The 22,191-nt window shown below is 63.3% G+C and carries 20 protein-coding genes; 16 read left to right on the forward strand and 4 right to left on the reverse strand.

Features of this window, described 5'->3' with window-relative positions; translation table 11 throughout:
- The first annotated feature begins 63 nt into the window (after positions 1 to 63).
- From RA26_RS19255 to RA26_RS19280, 6 genes are read left to right on the forward strand one after another with little or no spacing between them, the layout of a single operon-like run.
- Complete coding sequence (locus tag RA26_RS19255; protein ID WP_039186551.1) at positions 64 to 1,413, forward strand: NAD(P)/FAD-dependent oxidoreductase; 1,350 nt, start codon at positions 64 to 66, stop codon at positions 1,411 to 1,413.
- The gene (locus RA26_RS19260; RefSeq protein ID WP_039186552.1) at positions 1,352 to 2,509 is read left to right on the forward strand and encodes an SAM-dependent methyltransferase; all 1,158 of its coding nucleotides are present in this window, start codon (positions 1,352 to 1,354) and stop codon (positions 2,507 to 2,509) included. Before RA26_RS19255 ends, RA26_RS19260 begins: the two co-directional genes overlap by 62 nt.
- The gene (locus tag RA26_RS19265; RefSeq protein WP_039186553.1) at positions 2,502 to 2,993 is read left to right on the forward strand and encodes a hypothetical protein; all 492 of its coding nucleotides are present in this window, start codon (positions 2,502 to 2,504) and stop codon (positions 2,991 to 2,993) included. The genes RA26_RS19260 and RA26_RS19265 overlap by 8 nt, the downstream gene beginning before the upstream one ends.
- A gap of 2 nt (positions 2,994 to 2,995) precedes the next feature.
- Positions 2,996 to 4,222 (forward strand): MFS transporter, encoded by a 1,227-nt coding sequence (locus RA26_RS19270; protein ID WP_039186555.1) that lies wholly within the window; start codon positions 2,996 to 2,998, stop codon positions 4,220 to 4,222.
- Positions 4,219 to 4,767, forward strand: coding sequence for a DUF3833 family protein (locus tag RA26_RS19275; protein ID WP_039186557.1), 549 nt, complete (start codon positions 4,219 to 4,221; stop codon positions 4,765 to 4,767). Before RA26_RS19270 ends, RA26_RS19275 begins: the two co-directional genes overlap by 4 nt.
- A gap of 17 nt (positions 4,768 to 4,784) precedes the next feature.
- A complete protein-coding gene (locus tag RA26_RS19280) occupies positions 4,785 to 6,335 on the forward strand; it encodes a cryptochrome/photolyase family protein (RefSeq protein ID WP_039186559.1) in 1,551 nt (516 codons plus the stop codon).
- 230 nt (positions 6,336 to 6,565) lie between these two features.
- Here the strand turns inward: RA26_RS19280 and RA26_RS19285 are convergent, their stop codons facing one another.
- From RA26_RS19285 to RA26_RS19300, 4 genes are read right to left on the reverse strand one after another with little or no spacing between them, the layout of a single operon-like run.
- On the reverse strand, positions 6,566 to 7,348 hold the full coding sequence (locus RA26_RS19285; RefSeq protein ID WP_039186560.1) for an arginine deiminase family protein: 783 nt from the start codon (positions 7,346 to 7,348) through the stop codon (positions 6,566 to 6,568).
- Positions 7,349 to 7,351: 3 nt separating this feature from the next.
- Positions 7,352 to 8,956 carry a 5-guanidino-2-oxopentanoate decarboxylase gene (locus RA26_RS19290; RefSeq protein ID WP_039186562.1) on the reverse strand — a complete coding sequence of 535 codons (1,605 nt, stop codon included), beginning with the start codon at positions 8,954 to 8,956 and terminating at the stop codon, positions 7,352 to 7,354.
- The gene (locus RA26_RS19295) at positions 8,953 to 10,137 is read right to left on the reverse strand and encodes a pyridoxal phosphate-dependent aminotransferase (RefSeq protein WP_039186564.1); all 1,185 of its coding nucleotides are present in this window, start codon (positions 10,135 to 10,137) and stop codon (positions 8,953 to 8,955) included. Before RA26_RS19295 ends, RA26_RS19290 begins: the two co-directional genes overlap by 4 nt.
- Positions 10,137 to 10,778: a TetR/AcrR family transcriptional regulator gene (locus tag RA26_RS19300; RefSeq protein WP_039186639.1), complete on the reverse strand. Its 642-nt coding sequence runs from the start codon at positions 10,776 to 10,778 to the stop codon at positions 10,137 to 10,139. The genes RA26_RS19295 and RA26_RS19300 overlap by 1 nt, the downstream gene beginning before the upstream one ends.
- 97 nt (positions 10,779 to 10,875) lie before the next feature.
- On the opposite strand from RA26_RS19300, the gene RA26_RS19305 reads away from it, so the two are divergent.
- The 10 genes from RA26_RS19305 to RA26_RS19355 all read left to right on the forward strand — a co-directional run bounded on the left by RA26_RS19305 (position 10,876) and on the right by RA26_RS19355 (position 22,187).
- The gene (locus tag RA26_RS19305; protein ID WP_039186565.1) at positions 10,876 to 11,673 is read left to right on the forward strand and encodes an ABC transporter ATP-binding protein; all 798 of its coding nucleotides are present in this window, start codon (positions 10,876 to 10,878) and stop codon (positions 11,671 to 11,673) included.
- Between the two features lie 39 nt (positions 11,674 to 11,712).
- On the forward strand, positions 11,713 to 12,477 hold the full coding sequence (locus RA26_RS19310) for a transporter substrate-binding domain-containing protein (RefSeq protein ID WP_039186567.1): 765 nt from the start codon (positions 11,713 to 11,715) through the stop codon (positions 12,475 to 12,477).
- Between the two features lie 9 nt (positions 12,478 to 12,486).
- Positions 12,487 to 13,233: an ABC transporter permease gene (locus RA26_RS19315; RefSeq protein ID WP_039186569.1), complete on the forward strand. Its 747-nt coding sequence runs from the start codon at positions 12,487 to 12,489 to the stop codon at positions 13,231 to 13,233.
- The gene (locus RA26_RS19320; RefSeq protein ID WP_039186570.1) at positions 13,230 to 13,991 is read left to right on the forward strand and encodes an ABC transporter permease; all 762 of its coding nucleotides are present in this window, start codon (positions 13,230 to 13,232) and stop codon (positions 13,989 to 13,991) included. The genes RA26_RS19315 and RA26_RS19320 overlap by 4 nt, the downstream gene beginning before the upstream one ends.
- Before the next feature lie 593 nt (positions 13,992 to 14,584).
- Entirely contained in the window at positions 14,585 to 16,774 is a 2,190-nt protein-coding gene (locus tag RA26_RS19330; RefSeq protein ID WP_039186575.1) for a NosR/NirI family protein, read from the forward strand.
- A gap of 11 nt (positions 16,775 to 16,785) precedes the next feature.
- Entirely contained in the window at positions 16,786 to 18,693 is a 1,908-nt protein-coding gene (gene nosZ / locus RA26_RS19335) for a TAT-dependent nitrous-oxide reductase (RefSeq protein WP_039186579.1), read from the forward strand.
- A gap of 3 nt (positions 18,694 to 18,696) precedes the next feature.
- Positions 18,697 to 19,965 carry a nitrous oxide reductase family maturation protein NosD gene (locus RA26_RS19340; protein WP_039186582.1) on the forward strand — a complete coding sequence of 423 codons (1,269 nt, stop codon included), beginning with the start codon at positions 18,697 to 18,699 and terminating at the stop codon, positions 19,963 to 19,965.
- The gene (locus RA26_RS19345; RefSeq protein WP_039186584.1) at positions 19,958 to 20,854 is read left to right on the forward strand and encodes an ABC transporter ATP-binding protein; all 897 of its coding nucleotides are present in this window, start codon (positions 19,958 to 19,960) and stop codon (positions 20,852 to 20,854) included. Before RA26_RS19340 ends, RA26_RS19345 begins: the two co-directional genes overlap by 8 nt.
- Positions 20,851 to 21,672: an ABC transporter permease gene (locus RA26_RS19350; protein WP_039186586.1), complete on the forward strand. Its 822-nt coding sequence runs from the start codon at positions 20,851 to 20,853 to the stop codon at positions 21,670 to 21,672. Before RA26_RS19345 ends, RA26_RS19350 begins: the two co-directional genes overlap by 4 nt.
- On the forward strand, positions 21,669 to 22,187 hold the full coding sequence (locus RA26_RS19355) for a nitrous oxide reductase accessory protein NosL (RefSeq protein WP_039186589.1): 519 nt from the start codon (positions 21,669 to 21,671) through the stop codon (positions 22,185 to 22,187). Before RA26_RS19350 ends, RA26_RS19355 begins: the two co-directional genes overlap by 4 nt.
- Positions 22,188 to 22,191: the final 4 nt, after the last annotated feature.

Raw genomic sequence — 22,191 nt, forward strand, 5'->3', positions numbered from 1 at the left:
GGAGTGATCCGGTTTCTTGCCTGCGGCGTATCCGGTCAGAACAACAGCAAGGAAAACAGACAGATGCTGGATCAGACGCAGGGACGCCGCCGCAGGATTGCCATCGCGGGCGGCGGCATTTCAGGGCTTTCCGCGGCGTATTACCTGTCTGCCTTTCACGACGTCACCCTGTTTGAATCCGCGCCGCGGCTCGGCGGCCACGCCCGCACCGTTCTGGCGGGTCGCAACGGCGACCAGCCGGTCGACACCGGCTTTATCGTTTTCAATTATGCCACTTATCCCTATCTAACCCGGCTGTTCCGCGAACTGGACGTGCCTGTCATCAAAAGCGATATGAGCTTTTGCGCCAGCATCGACGACGGGCGCCTGGAATACGGGCTGAACAGCCTGCGTTCGCTCACTGCCCAGAAACGCAACCTGCTGCGCCCGCAATTCCACGGCATGATTGCGGACATCCTGCGGTTCGGCAAACAGGCCGAGGCCGCCGCCACCGATGATAGCAAGACCATCGGCGAACTTGTGGAGGAACTGGGCCTCGGCAGCTGGTTCCGCAACCACTACCTGATGCCGATGTGCGGCGCGATCTGGTCCACCCCGGCTGCCGAAGTGGACGCATTCCCGGCGAAATCGCTGGTCCGCTTCTTCCGCAACCACGCGCTGCTGGCAGGCACCGGCAAGCACCAGTGGTGGACGGTCAAGGGCGGCAGCATCGAATATGTCCGTCGGCTGGAGGTAGCGCTGCTGGCCCGCGGCTGCACCATCCGCACCGGCGCGCCGGTGCAGCAGGCCGTCCGCCACCCGGGCGGTGTCTCGGTGCAGGCGCAGGGCCAGGTGCCGCAGGATTTTGACGACCTGATCCTAGCCTGCCATTCCGATCAGGCGCTGGCCATCCTTGGCGTCGACGCCCGCCCTGCCGAAACCGCGGCGCTGTCGGCCATCCGCTACCAGCCCAACACCGCTGTGCTGCACTGCGACACCGGCCAGATGCCCCGGCGGCGCAGCTGCTGGTCCAGCTGGGCCTACCGCAGCCAGGAGGGCCGGGTCGGCGTCACCTACTGGATGAACCGGCTGCAGAACATCCCGGACAGCGACCCGCTGTTTGTGACCCTGAACCCCGCCCGGCCCATTCCCGCGGACAAGATTTATGACCAGGTGGAATTCTCCCATCCCGTCTTTGACACGGCGGCGCTGCGCGCCCAGCAGCAGATCCGCGCCATGCAGGGTCTGAACAGCACCTGGTTCGCCGGCGCTTACAACCGCCACGGCTTCCACGAAGACGGCATCGCCAGCGCCATGCGGATCGTCCGCATGATGACAACCCTCACCCCCTCCCCCGCCAAAGGAGAAGATCATGGCTTTCACGGACAAAGCGCTTCAGACGGAATTCCTGAACACCTGCGCGCGCCTGCGTGAGGGTCGCCTGACCCTGCGCACCCCTGACGGCGCGCGCTACAGCTTCGGCGAAACCGGCCCAGAGGCCGAAATGCAGATCAACGACTGGGCGGCTGTTTCGGCGATGGCGGCGCACGGCCAGACCGGGCTGGGCGAGGCCTATGTGCAGGGCCTGTGGGATACGCCGAGCGTCGAGGGGCTGATGCAGCTGGCGATGCGCAACCGGGATCACCTGGGCAGCTACGATCAGGCCAGTCCGCTGAACCGCGCCAAGTTCCGCATCGTCGACACCCTTTTGCGGGCCAATTCCAAGCGCGGCGCCCGCAAGAACATCCGCGCCCATTACGATGTCGGCAACGAGTTCTACCAGCTGTGGCTGGACGACGGCATGACCTATTCCTCCGGCCTGTTCGGGGCAGAGGGCGACGATCTGGCCCAGGCCCAGACCCGCAAGAACGACCGCATCCTGTCGCGGCTGGGGGACGGCGAACGGGTGCTGGAGATTGGCTGCGGCTGGGGCGGCTTTGCCGAACAGGCCAGCGCCGGCGGCCGCGACGTGACCGGCGTCACCATCTCGCGCAACCAGCACAGCTATGCCGAAAGCCGCCTGGACGGGCGCGCCGACATCCAGCTGCGCGACTACCGCGATATCAACGGCAAATTCGAAAACATCGTCTCCATCGAGATGATCGAGGCGGTCGGCGAGCGCTACTGGCCAGGCTACTTCGCCAAGCTCAAGAACAGCCTCGCCGAAGGGGGCAAGGTGCTGCTGCAGGCGATCACCGTGCGCGACGCGTATTTCCCGACCTACCGGACCTCTTCCGACTACATCCGCCAGTATGTCTTCCCCGGCGGCATGCTGCTGTCCGACAAGGTGATCGCGCAGCAGGCCAAGTCCGCAGGGCTGCAGGTGGCGGACAGTTTCGCTTTCGGCCAGGATTACGCCCGCACCTGCCGGATCTGGGCACAGCGTCTGGCCGCGCAGAAACGCCGGATCAACGACCTCGGCTATGGCGAGGCGTTCTTCCGCAACTGGCAGTACTACCTGGAAATCTGTGCCGCCTCCTTTGCCATTGGCCACACCAACGTGGTGCAGGTGGAGCTGGCCCATGCGTAAGCTGCTGCTGACCCTGTGCCTGCTGGCACTGCCTGCCGCGGGTTCGGCCTCTCCGGTGCAGTCGCTGCTGCCGGGGGCCGAACAGCGCGGGGCGGCCACCTTCCGCCTGCTTGGCCTGCCGGTTTATCAGGCCCGCCTGTTCACCCGCGGCGGCGCGGCGCTGGACTGGGCGCAGGACTTCGGCATCGAGCTCACCTATCAGCGCCGCCTGAGCCAGGATGATCTGGCCGAGGCAACGCTGCGCGAAATGCGGCGGCTTGGATACGCCGCACCGGGCCGCGCCCAGTTCGAGACCTGTTTCAAAGGCGTCTCTCCCGGCGACCGGTATCTCGCGGTCAGCCAGGGCCCGGACCGGGTAAAGTTTCTGCGCAACGGCCGCACCGCCTGCACCCTCAGACAGCCGGGCATCAAGCGCAGCTTCATGTCGATCTTTGTCGGCGCAAACACCCGCTCTGCCCGGTTCACCCGCGCGCTTCTGGGCTGAGCATGCTGTACCCCCGTGTCAGCCTCTATGCGATGATGCTCGCCTCGGCGGGGATACCGCTCTATATCCACCTGCCGCAGTTCGCATCGGTCAATCTGGGGATCGGTCTGGCCGCACTTGGCGGCATCCTGCTGGCAATCCGGCTGTTTGACCTGGTGCAGGATCCGCTGATCGGCTGGGCCATCGACCGCTGGCCGCAGATGCAGCTTTGGTTCGCGCTGGCAGCTGCGGGCGGACTGGCGGTGGGATTTCCGCTGCTGTTCAGCCTCTCCGCTGGCCCCCTCGCGCTGCCCAAGCTGGTGCTGGTCCTGCTGCTGCTGTTCTCGGCCTACAGCCTGGGCATGATCCTGCTCTATGGCCGCAGCGCCACGCTGGCCAGGCAATCCACCCCGCGCGCGCTGCTGACACTGGCCGCCTTCCGAGAGGCCGGAATGCTGAGCGGTGTGATCCTCGCCGCCATCGCACCGGCGGTTCTGGCGGCGCTCGGGGCTGCAGGCCAGGGCTATGGCGCCTTCGGACTGGTCCTGGGGGGCCTTGCCCTGTTCACCGCCGCGGCCACACTGCGGCTGTGGCGGCGCCCGGCCGTCACCGGCCAGCCGCTGTCGGTCACGGCCCTGACCCGGGCCGGCGCGCTGCGGCTGCTGGCGCTGGCGGTGCTCAACAGCCTGCCGGTGGCGCTCACCTCCACCCTCTTTCTGTTCTTTGTGGAGGACCGCCTGCAGCTCCCCGGCCATGCCGGCCCGCTGCTGGTGCTGTTTTTCCTCAGCGCCGGGCTCAGCGTGCCGCTGTGGACGCGGCTCAGCCAGCGCATCGGCGCGAAGCAGACGCTGCTGATCGCCATGCCGCTGGCCATCGCCAGCTTTGCGGGCGCTGCCTTTCTCACCCCCGGCAGCCTCATCGGCTTTGCCGTCATTTGCGCCGCCTCGGGCGCCGCGCTTGGCGCCGACATGGTGCTGCTGCCCGCCATGTTCAGCATCGCGCTGACCCGCGCGGGCCTCAACGCGTCTGCCGCCTTCGGCATCTGGTCCTTTGCCGGCAAGCTGGCGCTGGCGCTCGCAGCCGCCCTGGCGCTGCCGCTGCTGGAGCAGCAGGGCTTCCAGCCCGGAGCGGCGAACAGCCAGCAAGCGCTGCGCGCCCTCAGCCTGTCCTACGCGGTTCTGCCCTGCGTTTTGAAGACCGTCGCCTTCGCCTTTGCCCTGACCCTGCCATCAGAAAGAGCAACACAATGAAACTCCTTACCATCTGCCTCGTGATCGCTCTCCTTGTAATGATTGCGAAAACATATGTGTTCAGCTTCCGCTTTCAGTCGCCGCAGGACTATGCGGGCAGCGGCCCGCAGTTTGTTCTGACTGAGCACTTGTCCGGCGAGATCTTGTCCGAGGGGGTGGTTTTTGGCCCAACAGGCAAGATGACAAGCAGCTTTACCGCCCGGATGGTTGGTAAATGGGAGGGGGACACGGGCACACTCAGTGAAGAGTTCACTTTTTCCAACGGTGCCACCCAAAGCCGCAAATGGCATTTAGAGCTTGGTTCTGGAAACACCTTCACAGCAACCGCGGACGATCTGGATGGCGTTGCACAGGGTGTTGTGTCCGGTTCAACTGTGCGGCTGACCTATAACATTATCCTGCCCGCGAACTCTGGCGGCCATACGTTGCAGGCTACCGATTGGCTTTACCTCACCGCCAATGGGGTGATCATTAACAAGTCGGAGATGCGCAAGTTTGGCCTCAAGGCGGCTGAGCTGGTCGCGACTATGCGGCCTGCGGATTGAACTGGCGGGTACATGTGATGGCATCCCAAGAGAACGCTCAGGAGTTACGCAACCTGATCCTTGTCCTGGGCGACCAGCTCTGCAGGAAAGTCTCTTCGCTTGACGGGGCTGACCGTGATCAGGACATCATCCTGATGGCCGAAGTGTCAGAAGAGGCGGGCTACGTCCGGCATCACAAGAAGAAAATAGCGTTTCTGTTTTCGGCGATGCGCCATTTCGCGCGGGAGCTTGAGGAGGATGGCTGGAAGGTTCGCTATACCAAGCTGGATGACCCTGAAAACTCTGGTAGTTTGGCCGGTGAGATAGAGGGTGTGCTTGACGGTCAAAGGTTTTCCCGTGTGGTGATCACCGAACCTGGCGAATACAGGGTGAAATCTGCACTTGATGCCTGGGCTGAAGCATCCGGTGCCGTCCTGGAGATGCGGCAGGACAGCCGGTTTCTGTGCTCCCATGAGCGGTTCCAAAGCTGGGCGGAAGGCCGCAAGCAGTTGCGCATGGAGTACTTCTACCGGGAGATGCGCCGTGAAACGGGACTGCTAATGCAGGGGGATCAGCCGGAGGGCGGCAAGTGGAATTTCGACCAGGAAAACCGTAAACCCGCCAAGGGAGATCTATGCCTGCCGCACCCGTTGGAAACCCGCCCTGATGCAATTACTGAGGAAGTCCTGGACTTGGTGGAGGCAAGGTTTGGCGGCCATTTCGGCACGTTGCGCCCGTTCTGGTTTGCGGTGACGCGAGAGGGCGCGTTGCAAGCCTTGGAATATTTTGCAGAAAAGGCCCTTTCCTGCTTCGGCGACTATCAGGATGCGATGCTGGAAGGGGAGCGGTTTCTCTATCACTCTGTTATATCGCAATACATCAATTCAGGCCTGCTGGAGCCGATGGAGGTCTGCCGCCGGGTCGAGCGGGCGTATTACGAAGGTAATGCCCCACTGAACGCAGCCGAAGGTTTCATTCGCCAGATCATCGGCTGGCGCGAATACGTGCGCGGGATCTATTGGCTCAACATGCCGGGATACACAGAGCAGAACTACTTTGGCGCTTCCCGTCCGCTGCCGGATTTTTATTGGACTGGAGAGACCGGAATGGCCTGCCTTGCGGCTGCCATCACCCAGACCCGGGAAGAGGCCTACGCACACCATATCCAGCGTCTGATGGTTACGGGAAATTTTGCCATGCTTGCTGGTGTCGACCCTCGCGAGGTGCATGAATGGTATCTGGCGGTCTATGCTGACGCTTATGAGTGGGTCGAGGCGCCGAATGTGATTGGCATGAGTCAGTTTGCCGATGGCGGTCTGCTGGGGTCGAAGCCCTATGCCGCCAGCGGTAACTATATAAACAAGATGTCCGATCATTGCGCAGGCTGCAGCTACGATGTGAAGCGAAAGACCGGCGAAGGGGCTTGCCCTTTCAACCCGTTGTACTGGGATTTCCTGGTGCGCAACACTGACAAGCTGCGTGGAAACCCTCGCCTGCGCCAGGTGTACCGGACTTGGGACAGGATGAGCTCTGAACGGCAAGACGCCTATTTGGAAACGGCCCGGCGGGTGCTGGAACGTTATTTCTAAGATTCCTTCTTAATCCGCTCGGCTTCCGAAGGTGACCGTACGCACCTCGCGGCAATCGCAAGATCAGCGCCTAGGTGCCGTGCGGCTCCCAGGTCTCTACGACATGGGAACCGGCACATGAGGAGTGCCAAGGCTGCGAGTCAAACTGCGCAGTTTGCCGGATGGCGAAGAGGCCCTTGCCTTTAATAGTTGGCATCGTGAGGTAAGGGGTGAGACTGCGAGGCTAGTGATCAAAACCGCAGCGACAGGCAGGACATACCGCCGTCCAGCTTGGCGCAGTCGGTGTTGTCGATCTCGACGATCTCATATCCTGCCTTGTCCAGCACTTCTGCCGTGCGCGGGAAGCCAGCGGCCATCAGCACCAGGTTGTTGAAACGGATGGCGTTGGCGGCTGCCTCCTCGCCCTCGGCCACATGCAGCACCCTGTAGCCTTCGAAACAACCGGAGGCGTCCAGGCGCCTGGTCGACAGGATCGTTTCAGCATCCATCAGGGAGCAGTCGGTCTTGAAGTGCAGGACGCCTTCGGGGGTAAACACTTCGCGCAAGGCATGGCCCCATTCTGCAGCGATCTCTGCCAGTTCAGTAACACCTGCAGCATCGGTGCGGTCGGAGCGGCCAACCAGGATTTCCTTGCCGGTCACCAGGATGTCGCCGCCTTCGATATGGCCAGGGCCGGTGATTTCGCGAAGGACATCGTAACAGGCGCGCAGGGTGGGGGCCATTTCGGCGACTTCGCCGAGGCGGGATGGCGCGCCTGGGCGCATCAGGATGGCCCCTTGCGGCAGGCAGAGGGCGGTGTCTTCGACAAACTGGGCGTCGGGGAAGGCCTCCAGCGGGTCCAGTTCGATCACTTCGGCGCCGGTGCTGCGCAGGGCGGTGACATAGGCCGCGTGGGCGGCCAGCATTCCGTCGAGGCTGGGATTGCCAATGTCTTCGGCGCGCAGGCCGGAGGCAATAGTAGAAGACGGGCGGCGGGTGATGGCGCGGGTGAACTCAAAGGTCGGGTTTCGCATGGGTTACTCCTGGCCCGGAACAGGTCCGGCTATGTCGATTTCGAGGATGGAGGGGGTGCCGCGTGCAGCGCATTCCAGGAGCGCAGCGGCAACCGTCTGCGGCTCCATGGGTGCGCGGGTGTACGGGATGCCGAAGGAGTGCGCGGCGGCGGCAAAATCCGGCGGGGTGGGATCGCAGCCGACCACAGGGACGTCCACGGCTTCCATCGATGTGGCGATCTCGCCATAGCCGCGGTTGTTCCAGATCACGAAGGTGATGGGCAGCTGCTCGTCCACAGCTGCCATGACCTCCGGCAGGGTAAACTGGGCGCCGCCATCACCCGTGATGCAGATCACCTGCACGGAGGGATCGGCTATCGCCGCGCCGATGGCGGCGGGGATGCCATAGCCAAGCGCGCCGTAACCGGTGGCGGCGTTGAACCAGCCGCCCGGGCGGTCGTGGTCGTAATAGAGGTTGCCGGCATAGATGGGCTGGGTGGAATCTCCCACCATCAGGGCGTTTGGCACCACCGCGCGCATGGCGTTCAGGGCCTCAACCTGCTGGCGGTAGTCCGGGCCGATCTCCTCAAATGCGGCGGTGCGGGCCTGTTCCGCGCGTTCTGCGCCCCGGCTTTGTTTGGGCGTTGCGGGCAGAGCGGCGAACAGCTCTGCTGCAGCGTCAGCAGCGCGGGCTCGTATTGCAAGCGCTGTCCTGTGCCGGGCGAGCTGCTTAGAGCAGATATCGACCCGGATCAGACCGGCCATGGCTGCCATGCTGCCGGTGGCATACATGTCATAGTCGGTTGGCCCGAGTTCCGTTCCCAGCGCCAGAACGCAGTCGGCGTCTTCAATCAGGCTGCGTACCGATTGCAGGCTGGGGCTTGCGGGGACGGTCAGCGGATGGCCGTGCATCAGCCCGCGGGCGTTGACGGTTTGAACCACCGGGGCGTCAAGCTGTTCGGCCAGGGCCTGCAGGTCCGTGCCTGCGCCCTTGGCGCCGCCGCCGGCGAGGATCACAACTTTGCTTGCTTTGGACAGGCGGGATGCAGCCTCGGTGATTTGCGCGCTGTCGAACGGCCGCCGCGTGGGAGCTGGTGCGGGGGTGCCGTCCTGCGACGGGGTGCCGGCCACGTCCAGCGGGATCTGGATGTGGGTGGGGCCGGGCCGGCCGGCAGCGAAGGGGGCAAAGGCGCGGTCCAGTGCGGCCTCCAGCTGGTCAGGCCGGGCAACATGTTCGGAGGCCAGCGCCACGGTCTTGGCCAGTGCATGCTGGTCCGGCAGTTCGTGCAGGTGACCGTAGCCTCTGCCCAGGGTTGCACTGGAGTTGACGCCGGACACCACCAGCATCGGCACCGAGTCCGCGCGGGCCTGCGCAATCGGTGTGAGCGTGTTGGTGAGGCCGGGGCCTGTGATCACGAATGCTACGCCCGGCTGGCCGGAGGCGCGGGCGTAGCCATCAGCCATGAAGCCTGCGCCCTGTTCGTGGCGGGGGGTGACATGGCGGATGCCAGAGGCGGCCAGGCCGCGGTAAAGTTCCACCGTGTGGACGCCGGGGATGCCGAACACGCAGGTCACCCCGCGCGCCTTCAGCCCTTCAACCAGTGCTTCGCCAACTGTTTTTGTAGTCATGCGGCGCCTCTTGCGGTGCGGTTTGCGTGGGCAGTGATCCGGTCGAGCGCAGTGGCAAAGCTGCTGTCATCAATGGTGAGCGCGACCCGCACCCAATTGCGCAGACCATCGCCGAAGGCGGAGCCGGGCATCACCGCAACGCCGCTGTCCAGAAGGTCCCAGGCGTAGGCATCGCCGTCCATGCCGGTGGCGGAAACGTCAATCAGGGCAAACATGCCGGCCTCGGGCCGGTGCACGTGCAGCCCGGTCTCAGCATGCAGGCGCTGTTCCAGCAGGGCAGCCCGGGCAGCGAAGCGGGCAGTCATGCCTGCGGCCACCGAGGATCCCTCGCGCACCGCCTTTTCGGTCATGTCGGCGATGAAGGGCTGGTTTCCGAACAGCATGGTTTCCGAGACCGGCAGCAGGGCGGCGCAGAACGCGGAAGGTCCAACACACCAGCCGCTGCGGAAACCCGGTGCGGCATGGGACTTGGAGATCGAGGAGACCGCGATCACCCGGTCCGCGAGGGCAGGGTCGGAAAGGGGGGAGGTGAACTCTGCGCCCTCGAACACCAGATGCTCATAGACCTCGTCGGAGATGATCCAGAGGTTATGCTGGACGGCCAACTCACCGATGTCGCGCAGGTCTTGAGGCGTCAGAATGGCGCCGGTCGGGTTGTGCGGGGTAGTGAGCAGGATGGCGCGGCTGCGCGGGGTGATGCGAGCGGCGATGTCGCTGGCTTGCATCCGGAATCCGGCCTCAGGCCGCAGCGGAACCGGAACCATATCCGCACCAGAGGCGCGGACCACACCCTCATAGGTGGCATACATTGGGTCGCCAACCAGCACCTCAGTGCCGGGTTCGGCCACACCTTGCAGCACCGCATAGAGCGCGGTTTGGGTGCCGGGGAAGCAGAGAAAGTTTTCCGGCCCGAACTCCCGCCCGCGGCTGCTGGAATAGGCTTCTGCCAGGGTTGCGCGCAGATGCGCCTCGCCGCGGCCGTCGGAATAGCCGGTGCGGCCGGCGTGCATCGACTGCGCGGCAGCCTCGACCAGCTCCGGCGGAGTTGGCACGTCAGGCTCGCCGATGGTCATCTCAACCAGATCGCTCCCCCCCGTGGCCATTTCCCGCGCCTTCGCGTGCACTTCCCATTTGCCGCCGCCAAGTCCGGCCAGCCGCTTGGTGATTGCTGTCAGCCTCATCAGGTTCCAGCCTCCTGCATTAGATCCAATCCCGTGATGGCGGCAACGGAATGCCGCCCGATTTCAACCAGTTCGCCGGGGGCAAAAGCATCCGGCAGGGCGCCGCCCTCCAGCCACAGCCCGTCGATCACCGCGTTGCAGGCAATCGCCAGCTGGCGCAGCCGAGCCGCCGGAGCGGGGCGGCCGGCCTCTTCCAGTGCGGCGGCGATCAGCACCTCGAGCCGGTCACGGAAATAGGCGTAGGTGCGCTCGTGGGTTTCCTTCATCTGCGGGTCGTTCTGCACCTTGTTCAGGAAGCTGGCCCACAGCGCCAGCGCGCGCGGATCGACCACCGGCGGCGTCAGCGAGCCATCGACAAAGGCCCTGAGCCGCGCCCGGGCGCTGCCTGCCGCCGCGCCGGGTGCAAAGGTCAGGTCCGTCATCTGGTTCATATGGTGTTCATAGGCTGCGATGATCAGCTCTTCCTTGGAGCTGAAGTAGTGCCGGATCAGCCCCTGAGTGACATCAGCGCGCTGGGCGATGCCCCGCACCGTGGCGCCGCGCACGCCGTTCTCAGCCACCAGTTCCAGCGTGGCGAGAATCAGTGCTTCCTTCCGGGCCTCGGCGGGTTCGCGTTTGAATTTGCGGCGCTCGTCGGTCACCTCAGCTCCTGTTTTTGTGCTGGTGGAGAAATTATACACTTGCATAATTACGCGAGTCGCGGCTTACTGCAATCGGAAAATTCGGGAAGACGCAAAGATGGACTCAGCCTCAGCAGCCGCATCAGCTTTGGAGACAGATACGCGCCGGGAGGCGATCCGGGTCGAGGATCTGCACAAGTCGTTCGGCAATCTGGAAGTGCTGAAGGGTGTTGATCTGACCGCGCAACAGGGCGATGTGGTGGCCATCATTGGTGGCTCCGGGTCCGGCAAGTCCACCATGCTGCGCTGCATCAATTTCCTGGAGACGCCGAGCTCCGGCAAGATCGTGATCGGCGGCGAGGAAGTGGCGATGCGCGGCGACGGCAGCCCGGCCAATCAGAAACAGATTGAACGCATCCGGACCAAGCTGGCGATGGTGTTCCAGCAGTTCAACCTGTGGACCCACCGGACTCTGATAGAGAATGTGATCGAGGTGCCGGTGCATGTGCTGAAGGTGCCCAAGGCGCAAGCAATTGAACGTGCGCGCGAATTGCTGGACCGGGTGGGATTGGGCGGCAAGGAGGACACCTATCCTGCCTATCTGTCCGGCGGCCAGCAGCAGCGGGCAGCGATCGCCCGGGCACTGGCGGTGGATCCGTCGGCGATGCTGTTTGACGAGCCAACATCGGCGCTGGACCCGGAACTGGTGGGCGAGGTGCTGACGGTAATCCGCGACCTGGCAGCCGAAGGGCGCACCATGCTTCTGGTCACCCACGAGATGAAATTCGCGCGCGAAGTCGCAAACCACGTTGTCTATCTGTACCAGGGCCGCATCGAAGAGCAGGGGCCGCCTGCCGAGGTCTTTGGCAATCCGCAATCAGAGCGGCTGAAGCAATTTCTAAGCTCGGTCGCCTGATCCTCTACCATCAAGATAATAACCAACTGGGAGACTAAGATGAAACTGAAAGCATTGCTTGCCGCGGCCACTGCGGCTGCCGCTCTGACTGCTGGTGCCGCGGCTGCGGAACAGGTGAAAATCGGCATCGCCGCCGAGCCTTATCCGCCGTTTGCTTCGCTCGACAACTCCGGCAACTGGGTCGGATGGGAGGTCGAGGTGATTGGCGCGGTCTGCGCCGCGGCTGAGCTGGACTGCGTGATCACGCCGGTGGCCTGGGACGGCATCATTCCGTCGCTGACCGGGCAGCAGATCGACGCCATCATGGCCTCGATGTCGATCACCGAAGAGCGGATGAAGACCATTGATTTCTCCGACCCCTATTACAACACCCCCGCGGTGATCGTGGCGGACAAGTCGATGGACATCGATGCAACCCCGGAATCGCTGGCAGGCAAGATCGTCGGCATCCAGGCCTCGACCATCCACCAGGCCTATGCGCAGGAATACTTCAAGGATGCCGAGCTGAAGGTCTATCAGACCCAGGATGAAGCCAACCAGGACCTGTTCGCGGGACGCATCGACGCGACCCAGGCGGACAGCATCGCGATGGCGGATTTCGTCGGCTCCGACACCGGCAGCTGCTGCGAAATCAAGGGTGCGGTGGCAGATGATCCGGCAATCCTGGGCCGTGGTGTAGGCGCAGGCGTGCGCAAGGGTGACGACGCGCTGCGCGAGGCGCTGAACAAGGGTATCGCGGCGATCCTGGCCGACGGCACCCACGAGAAAATCACCGCCAAATACTTCACCACCAGCATCTACTAAGGTGCTGCCGTGACCGGACTGTTCGAACTACTGGGCCTCGGCGCCAGCGCAGAGCTGTTGTCGCTGTCAGGCTGGGGCGGCAACCTCCTGCGCGGGCTTGCCAACTCCCTCCAGATCGCATTTGGCGCTTTTGGCTTGGGGCTGGTGATCGGGCTGTTCGGGGCCTACGGAAAACTCTACGGCGGGAAGGTCACGCGTGATCTTCTCGCCATTTACACCACGGTGATCCGGGCAGTGCCGGAATTGGTGCTGATCCTGATCCTCTATTACGTGGGCAGCGATATCATTAACAAAATCTCTGAAGGTCTGGGCGGCGGCCGGGTCGAGATCAACGGCGTTGCGGCCGGCATCTGGGTCTTGGGCGTGGTACAGGGGGCCTATGCCACCGAAGTGCTGCGCGGCGCCATCAAGGCGGTGCCTGTGGGCCAGATCGAGGCGGCGAAGTCCTATGGGATGCCGGCCTTCATGATCATGCGGCGGGTGACGATCCCGGCGATGATGAGCTTTGCGGTTCCGGGGCTGGCAAACCTTTGGCTGATCGCCACCAAGGACACCGCGCTGCTGGCAGTTGTTGGCTTCAATGAGCTGACGCTGGAAACCCGTCAGGCAGCGAGCAGCACGCGGGCCTATTTCACCTTCTTTCTGGCGGCCGGGTTCCTGTACCTGATGGTGACGCTGTGCTCCGGCGCGGTCTTTGCCCGGATCGAGAAATGGGCGCGGCGCGGCCAGCCTTCGCTGAAGGGGGGCACACGATGACCGGTTTGAAGGATCTGATGCAGCCGCACCGTATTGTAATGATGCTGGTATTTGCGGCCCTGGTGATCTGGTGCGCCTTTGCGCTGCGCTGGGACTGGATCCCGAAATACGCGCCGCTGGCGCTGGAGGGGCTTTGGACCACGATCTGGATCCTGGCGGTCTCGACGGTTTTGGGCTTCCTGCTGGCGGTGCCGTTGGGATTGGCGCAGGCGGTGGGACCCTGGTACCTGTCCATTCCGGCACGCACCTTCTGCACCATCATCCGCGGCACGCCGCTGCTACTGCAGATATGGCTGCTCTATTACGGGCTGGGGTCGCTGTTTCCGCAGTTTCCCTGGATCCGCTCCTCTGAACTGTGGCCCTATTTGCGGCAGGCCTGGCCCTATGCGGTTCTGGCGCTGACCCTGTCCTATGCAGGATATGAAGGGGAGGTTATGCGGGGCGCGTTTTCGGGCGTTGCCAAGGGGCAGTTGGAAGCTGCGAAATCCTTTGGCATGCCGCGTTTCACCATGTTCCGGCGGATCTGGCTGCCGCAGGCGGTGCGCAATGTGCTGCCGACCTTGGGCGGCGAAACCATCCTGCAACTGAAGGCTACGCCGCTGGTGGCGACGATCACAGTGATGGAAATCTATGCCGTATCCTCGCGCGTGCGGGCCGATACATTCATCGTCTACGAGCCGCTTTTGCTGCTGGCACTGGTTTACATGGCCATCGCCGGGATGATTGCCTTCGCCTTCCGCCGGTTTGAGAAAGGCTGAAAACACGGGCATTTAGCGTGTTTTCCGGACCGGATGATTTTGGTCCGGAAAATCTGATTTATCTGACATACATCAAATAACGGCACTAAAGTTCCCTCTAGTGTCAGCGGCGAATGCAGCAAGAGATTCTTGTAACAGATGCCGCGCACCTTTCTCATACCTTCCGCTTTCGGCGCTGGACTGTTCCGGCGGCTGGCGGGTGTGTGCGCCATTCTCATGCTGGTTCTTCAAGTTGCCTTTCCCGGTGCGGCACAAGCCGCTGCTGGCGGCGAGTGGATCGAAATCTGCGGCGAGTTCGGCGTGGTGGTGATCCAGGTTGCAGGTGAAGACAGCAATGGGCAGCAAGATTGCCCTAAGTGCAGCACCTGTGCATTGTGCGCGGCCGAAACTGGGGCCGGGCCGGCAGCCCTGTTGCTTCCTGCTGTCAGCCGGGTGGCAGATTGCGCTGTGCTGTTGCCAGAGGGCGCCGCTGTGCAGCCCAATCCGGCGCAGTACTGGAATGACGGCCGCGGGCCTCCGCTGGTGACAAAGATAGAATCCGAACGCGCTTTCCGCGCGTCCGTGGCAGCCACTCAAAACAAAGGAGAGGCGCCATGGTCCTGACACGCGCCTTCCGGGGCTGGCTGACAGCCCTTGTGATGACATTCGCCGCGTTTTTCGCTGCGGCGGCAGAGGCTGACAGCCTCGACAGTTTCCTGACAGAAATAACACCTGCAGACCTGGTGCCCGGCGCCGAGGCGTTTGGCCCGGTGCGCAGCGATGTGCCGGTGGCACCGGTGCTGAAGGCGGGTGAGACGGTTGCCTATGCCTTCCTGACCTCTGATTTTGTCGGCACCACTGGCTATAGCGGCAAGCCGATTCATGTTGTGGCGGCAATTGATACCGATGCGGTTCTGACTGGTGTGAAACTGGTCAAGCACTCCGAGCCGATCGTGCTGATTGGCATTCCGAATTCCAAGATGGTCAAGCTGACCGAAAGCTATGCCGGCCTGGACCTGAAGGCCGAGGCGGCGGCGGGCGGCGATGCCCACGACCTCGACATCATTTCGGGCGCGACGGTCACGATCATGGTGATCGACGACAGCCTGGTGCGGGCTGGTATTAAAGTGGCCCGCGCGCTGGGTCTGGGCGGCCTTTCACCGGTGCAGGCCGACGGGCCGAAGCGCGAGGTTGATATGGCCCGCGAAGAAGTTTCGGACTGGACCACACTGGCAGGCGACGGCTCTGTTCGGCGGATGACGCTGGACGTGGGGCAGATCAACGCGGCCTTTGAGGCCACTGGCGATCAGCGCGCGATCAAGCGGCCGGAGCCGGGCGCGCCAGACGACACCTTTATAGACATGCACATGGCGCTGGTTTCCGTTCCCTCCGTCGGCAAGTCGCTGCTGGGCGAGGCGGAGTACCGGAACCTGCAATCCTGGCTGAAGGAAGGCGAACACGCCATTTTGGTGCTGGGGCGCGGCAGCTACAGCTTCAAGGGCTCGGGCTATGTGCGGGGCGGAATCTTCGACCGGATCCAGCTGATTCAGGGCGATGCCTCAGTGCGGTTCTTTGACAAACAGCACAAACGGCTTGGGGCGCTGACAACGGCTGACAGCCCGAGTTTCACTGAGCTGGACCTGTTCAAGATCCCGGCAGATGCGGAGTTCGACCCGACTGAGCCGTTCCGCCTGCAATTGCTGGTGCAGCGGTCCGTTGGTGCGCTGGAGCGGACGTTCCTGACCTTTGATCTGGGTTACAAACTGCCCGAGCAGTACCTGCTGCCCGCCGCGCCTGCGCCCAAGGTGGTGGAGGATGAGACCGGGGAAGCAGCCGCGAAAGCCGAGCTGTGGCAGCGGATCTGGAAGGACCGTACGCTGGAGATTGGTGTGCTGGGGGGGATGCTCTTGGTGCTTACGGGAGTGTTCTTCTTCCAGTTCCAGGCGACTGCGAATGCGCGCACCTTCTACTGGTTCCGGATCGGATATCTGACTATCACTCTGGTGTTCCTGGGCTGGTATGCCAATGCGCAGCTGAGCGTGGTGAACCTGATGGCGCTGGCGGGGTCTTTGCGCAGCGGGTTTTCCTGGGATGCGTTTCTGCTGGATCCGCTGGTTTTCATTCAGTGGTTTGCCGTTGCCGCCGCACTTCTGTTCTGGGGCCGGGGCGCCTATTGCGGCTGGCTGTGCCCGTTCGGCGCGCTGCAGGAGCTGACCAACAAGATCGCGCGTGCCTTCAAGGTGCCGCAGATCACCCTGCCGTGGGGCCTGCATGAGCGCCTGTGGCCTGCGAAATACATGATCTTCCTCGGTCTGTTCGGCCTTTCGATGGTATCGATCCCGCTGGCCGAAACCTATGCCGAGGTGGAGCCGTTCAAGACCGCGATCATCCTGAAATTCGTGCGCGACTGGCCGTTTGTGGTCTTTGCCGTGCTGCTGCTGCTGGCCGGGCTGTTCATCGAACGCTTCTATTGCCGCTACCTGTGCCCGCTGGGCGCGGCGCTGGCGATCCCGGCGCGGGTGCGGATGTTTGACTGGCTGCGCCGCTACAAGGAATGCGGCAGCCCCTGCCAGACCTGTGCCAACGAGTGCCCCGTTCAGGCCATCCACCCGACCGGTGAGATCAACCCGAACGAATGTGTGAACTGCCTGCATTGCCAGGTTCTGTACCAATCCGAAGCCAAATGCCCGGTTGTGATCAAACAGCTGAAACGCCGGGCCAAGACCGGCAGCCCGGCCCCGGACGTCACTCTGGGCCGCCCGCCTGCCAATCACCCCAACGCGAACAGGACAAAAGTTTCCTGAAGGAGGACATCATGTCTGAAGACCTGAAAAACAAACTGCCCGTCACCCGCCGCGGCCTTCTGGGGGCCACTGCTTCCGGTGCCGTTCTGGCGGCCACCGGCGCCGGCTCTGCTCTGCTGGGCGCAAAGCCTGCGCAGGCGGCGGGTTTCGGCCTGGAGCCGGGCGAGCTGGATGAATACTACGGCTTCTGGTCCTCGGGCCAGACCGGCGAGCTGCGGATCATGGGTGTGCCGTCCATGCGCGAGCTGATGCGGGTGCCGGTGTTCAACCGCTGCTCGGCCACCGGCTGGGGCCAGACCAATGAGTCCCTGAAAATCCTGACTGAGGGCCTGCTGCCGGAAACCAAGGAGTTCCTGGCTGCCAATGGTAAGGTCACCTATGACAACGGCGACCTGCACCACCCGCACATGTCGTTCACCGACGGCACTTATGACGGCCGCTACCTGTTCATGAACGACAAGGCCAACACGCGCGTCGCCCGCGTGCGCTGCGACGTGATGAAGTGCGACAAGATCATTGAGATCCCGAACGCCAAGGATATCCATGGCCTGCGTCCGCAGAAATTCCCGCGCACCGGCTATGTCTTTGCCAACGGCGAGCACGAAGCGCCGCTGATCAACGATGGCCAGATCCTGGATGATCCATCGCAATACGTGAACATCTTCTCTGCCATCGACGGCGACACCATGGAAGTCGCCTGGCAGGTGATCGTCTCGGGCAACCTGGACAACACCGACTGCGATTATCAGGGCAAATACGCCTTTTCGACCTCCTACAACTCGGAAATGGGTATGAACCTGGCCGAGATGACCGAGAGCGAGCTGGATCACGTTGTTGTCTTCAACATTAAGGCGATTGAAGAGGCGATTGCGGCGGGCGACTATCAGGAGCTGAACGGTGCCAAAGTCGTGGACGGGCGCAAGGAGTCAGGCAAGAACTTCACCCGCTACATTCCGATCCCGAACTCGCCGCACGGTGTGAACGCTGCACCCGACAAAAAGCACATCATGATCAACGGCAAGCTGTCGCCGACGGTTTCGGTCATTGATGTTGAGAAGGTCGATGCGCTGTTCAGCGACAACGCCGATCCGCGCTCTGCCATTGTGGCGGAACCGCAGCTGGGCCTTGGCCCGCTTCACACCGCCTTCGACAACCGCGGCTATGCTTACACCACCCTGTTCCTGGACAGCCAGGTGGTGAAATGGGACATCGCCAAGGCGATCGAGGCCTATGCGGGTGCCGATGTGGACCCGATCATGGACAAAGTCGATGTGCAATATCAGCCGGGCCACAACTCCACCTCCATGGGTGAAACCGCCGAAGCTGACGGCAAGTGGCTGATCTCGATGAACAAGTTCTCCAAGGACCGGTTCCTGAACGTGGGCCCGCTGAAGCCCGAGAACGAGCAGTTGATCGACATCTCCGGCGACAAGATGAAAGTGGTGCACGACGGCCCGACCTTTGCCGAGCCGCATGACTCGATCCTTGTTCATCGCTCCAAGGTAAACCCGGCCAGCACCTGGCAGCGCAACGACCCGATGTGGGAAGACGCGCGCAAGCAGGCCGAGGCGGATGGCGTCGATCTGGACGACTACCAGGACACCATCATCCGCGATGGCGACAAAGTGCGCGTCTACATGTCGAGCCAGGCGCCGAACTTCAGCCTTGAGAAGTTCACCGTCAAGCAGGGCGACGAGGTCACCGTCTATGTCACCAACCTGGATGACATCGACGACCTGACCCACGGTTTCTGCCTGTCGAACTTCGGCGTCGCGATGGAGGTCGGGCCGCTGGCCACTGCCTCTGTCACCTTCAAGGCGGAGCGTCCCGGCGTGCACTGGTACTATTGCCAGTGGTTCTGCCACGCGCTGCACATGGAAATGCGCGGCCGGATGCTGGTTGAGCCGCGGAGCGCGTAACCCATGAAACGGCTCCTGCCCATATTCCTGGTTGCGGCCCTTGCCGGCCTGGCGCCCGCGTGGGCGGCGGATTGGGATGTGCCCAACCGGGCAGGGGCCATCGCTGAAACACTGGCGCAGGCGGCGGATGGCGATACCCTCCGCCTGGCCCCCGGCGAATATGCCGAAACCCTGGTGCTGGACCGGCCTGTCATTCTGGACGGGCAGGGCCAAGCCACATTAGACGGGCAGGGCAAGGGATCGGTAATCACCGTGACTGGGCCGGGCGTGACCGTTCAGAACCTGATCGTTGTTGGCTCCGGCTCCTCGCATCAGGAGATCGACAGCGGCATTAAGCTGACCAAGACCGCAAAGGCGCCGCGGATCCTGAACAATGTGCTGCTGGGCAACCTTTATGGTGTGGATATTCACGGCGCCCGGGACAGCCTGGTGCAGGGCAACAGGATTGAGGGGCGCCTGGACCGGCACATGAATGCCCGCGGCAACGGGGTCTATGTCTGGAACGCGCCGGGTGCGGTGGTGGACGGCAATGACATCCGATTTGGCCGCGACGGTATCTTTGTGAACAGTTCCAAGAAGAACGCCTTCACCAACAACTCTTTCCGCGACCTGCGCTTTGCCGTGCACTACATGTATGCCGACAATTCAGAGGTGTCGGGCAATGTCTCGATCGGCAATCACCTGGGCTATGCGGTGATGTTCTCCAAACGGGTCAAGGTGACCGGGAATGTGTCGCTGAACGACCGCGATCACGGGGTGATGCTGAACTATGCCAACCAGGGCGAAGTGCGGGGCAACTATGTGAAGGGGGCCAAGGACAAATGCACCTTCCTCTATAATGCGCACAAGAACGATTTTTCCGGCAACTGGTTTGAGGGCTGCGGCATCGGCATTCACTTCACCGCAGGCAGCGACGGCAACCGGATGGTTGGGAACGCCTTTGTCGGCAACCGGCATCAGGTGAAATTTGTCTCCACCAAATGGGTGGAGTGGAGCGAGGGCGGCCAGGGCAACTACTGGTCCGACTTCGCGGGTTTTGATGTGGACGGAGACGGCATCGCCGATACGCCCTACCGTCCGAACGACAGCATGGACCATGTGTTGTGGACGCAGCCGGCGGCGAAGCTCTTGATGGGATCGCCCGCGGTGCAGCTGGTGCGATGGTCGCAGTCGGCGTTCCCGGCGCTGCTGCCCGGCGGGGTGATCGACAGCCACCCGCTGATGCGCCCAGAGCGGCCCGGCGCCGCCAGAAAGGTTGAACAAGATGGATAACACTCCGCTGCAAATCCGCGCACTGGACAAGTTCCGCGGCAAGACACAGGTGCTGCATGGTATCGACCTGGACATCGCGCCCGGCGAGCGGCTGGCGCTGCTGGGCCACAACGGCGCGGGCAAGTCGACGCTGATCAAGGCAGTGCTGGGCCTGATCCGGCATGAGGGCGGCAGCATCCGCATTTGCGGTGCGGCGCCCGGCAGTGCAGCGGCGCGGGCTGCCACCGCCTTTCTACCCGAAGCAGTCAGCTTCCACCCGGCACTGACCGGGCATGAACAGCTGGCGCTGTTCGCCCGTCTTGCCGGGGAACGCGCGGACATTAATGGCCTTTTGGAGCGGGTTGGTCTGGGAGAGGCGATGCATCGCCGCATCGGCGCCTATTCCAAGGGGATGCGGCAGCGGCTGGGGCTGGCGCAGGTGCTGCTGGGCCGCCCGAAACTGGCGCTGCTGGACGAACCCACCAGCGGGTTGGACCCGATCTCGCGCCAGGACCTCTATGCCATCATCAACGAGCTGGCCGAACAGGGCGCGGCGGTGCTGATCGCCTCACACGCGCTGACGGAGGTGGAGGCGCGCACCGATCGCATCGCCATCCTGCGCAAGGGCGTGAAAGTGGCGGACAACACGCTCGCAGGCCTGTCGGCGCAGGCCGGGCTGCCGGTCAAGCTGCGGGTGCAGGCCAGCGGCACGCACGCTGACCGGATCGCAACGGAAACCGGCGGGCGGCGGATCAACGGCGCCTCGGTCGAGATCCTGTGCCGCCCGCAAGACAAGATGACCGAGCTGCGCAAGATCGCCGCTATGGGCGATGCGGTGGCCGATATCGACATGGTGCCGCCGCGGCTGGAAGACCTCTATCGCCATTACTCCGGGGAGGACCGCAAATGAGACGTGCCTTTGCCATTGCCCGCGCTGAGATGCTGATCCTGCGCCGCAATCGCTGGCTGTTCATGGCGACGCTGATCATGCTGGCCTTTGCGCTGGCGCTGTCCTTTGCCGGATCGGCGCCGACCGGGACGCTGGGAGTAGACATGCTGACGGTCTCCGTGGCCTCGATGACAACCTTGTCGGTCTACCTCGCTCCGCTCCTGGCGCTGATGATGGGATTTGATGCGGTAGCAGGCGACCGTGACCGCGGCAGCCTTGCCCTGCTTCTGGCCTATCCTGCGGGGCGTGCTGAGATTCTGCTGGGCAAGCTGATGGCGCATCTGGCGGCCTTGGCGGTTGCCATGTGCATCGGATTTGGCGCGGCGGGGGCCGTTGCCGCATGGTTCGGCGGCGCGGGGGCGGAGAGCCTAATGGCCTTGGGGCGGCTGGTGCTGACCTCGATCCTGCTGGGGGCTGTATTCCTGGTGCTGGGTTACGCACTATCGGCTCTCAGCAGCGGTGCCACGGCTGCGGCCGGCCTGTCGGCGGGCGTGTGGCTGGTGTTTGTGGTTCTCTATGATCTGGGCCTTCTGGGAGCCGTTGTGATGGACAGCGGCGGGGTCTTTACCCAGAAAATCTTTCCCTGGGTGATGGTCGCAAACCCGGCAGATGCGTTCCGGCTGTGGAATGTAGCGGCCTCGGAAAGCGTGGCGCTGTCCAGCGGTATGGCTGGGGCTGCCAGCGCGCTGCCCGGCTGGGCTGCCCCGCTGTCGCTGCTGCTGTGGCCCGCGCTTGGCTTCCTGCTGGCCTGTGCCGCGTTCCGGAGGGTGGAACCATGAATCGCCTGATTCTTGTCGCCGCTTTGGCTTTGTCCGCCTGTCAGGAAGAGGAAGCCAAGGCACCGCCAGCTCCGGTGGAGCTGACCGAAGCAGCGCTCAGCTATTTCTGCCAGATGAATGTTGCTGAACACGGCGGCCCGAAGGGGCAGATCCACTTGGACGGCTTTCCGGCTCCGCTGTTCTTTGCCCAGGTGCGCGACCTGGCGGCCTATGTGAAAAGCCCGGAGCGGGATGCGGAGATCACTGCGATCTATGTCAGCGACATGGGCGCGGCGGCAAGCTGGGAGCATCCGGGCACCAACAACTGGATTGATGCCAAGGACGCGCATTTCGTGGTCGGCTCCAATGTCGCGGGCGGCATGGGGGCGCCGGAGGTTGTGCCCTTTGCCTCGCCGGAAGACGCCGGGCGGTTTGCCAAGCGTTATGGCGGTTCGGTCGCCGGGTTGGAGAGCATCCCCGATGATGCTGTTCTGGGGCCGGTTGATCTGGACCGGAAGCTGGAGACGCCGTCCTGAGGGC

The organism is Leisingera sp. ANG-M7 (assembly GCF_000813965.1).
Classification (GTDB): domain Bacteria; phylum Pseudomonadota; class Alphaproteobacteria; order Rhodobacterales; family Rhodobacteraceae; genus Leisingera.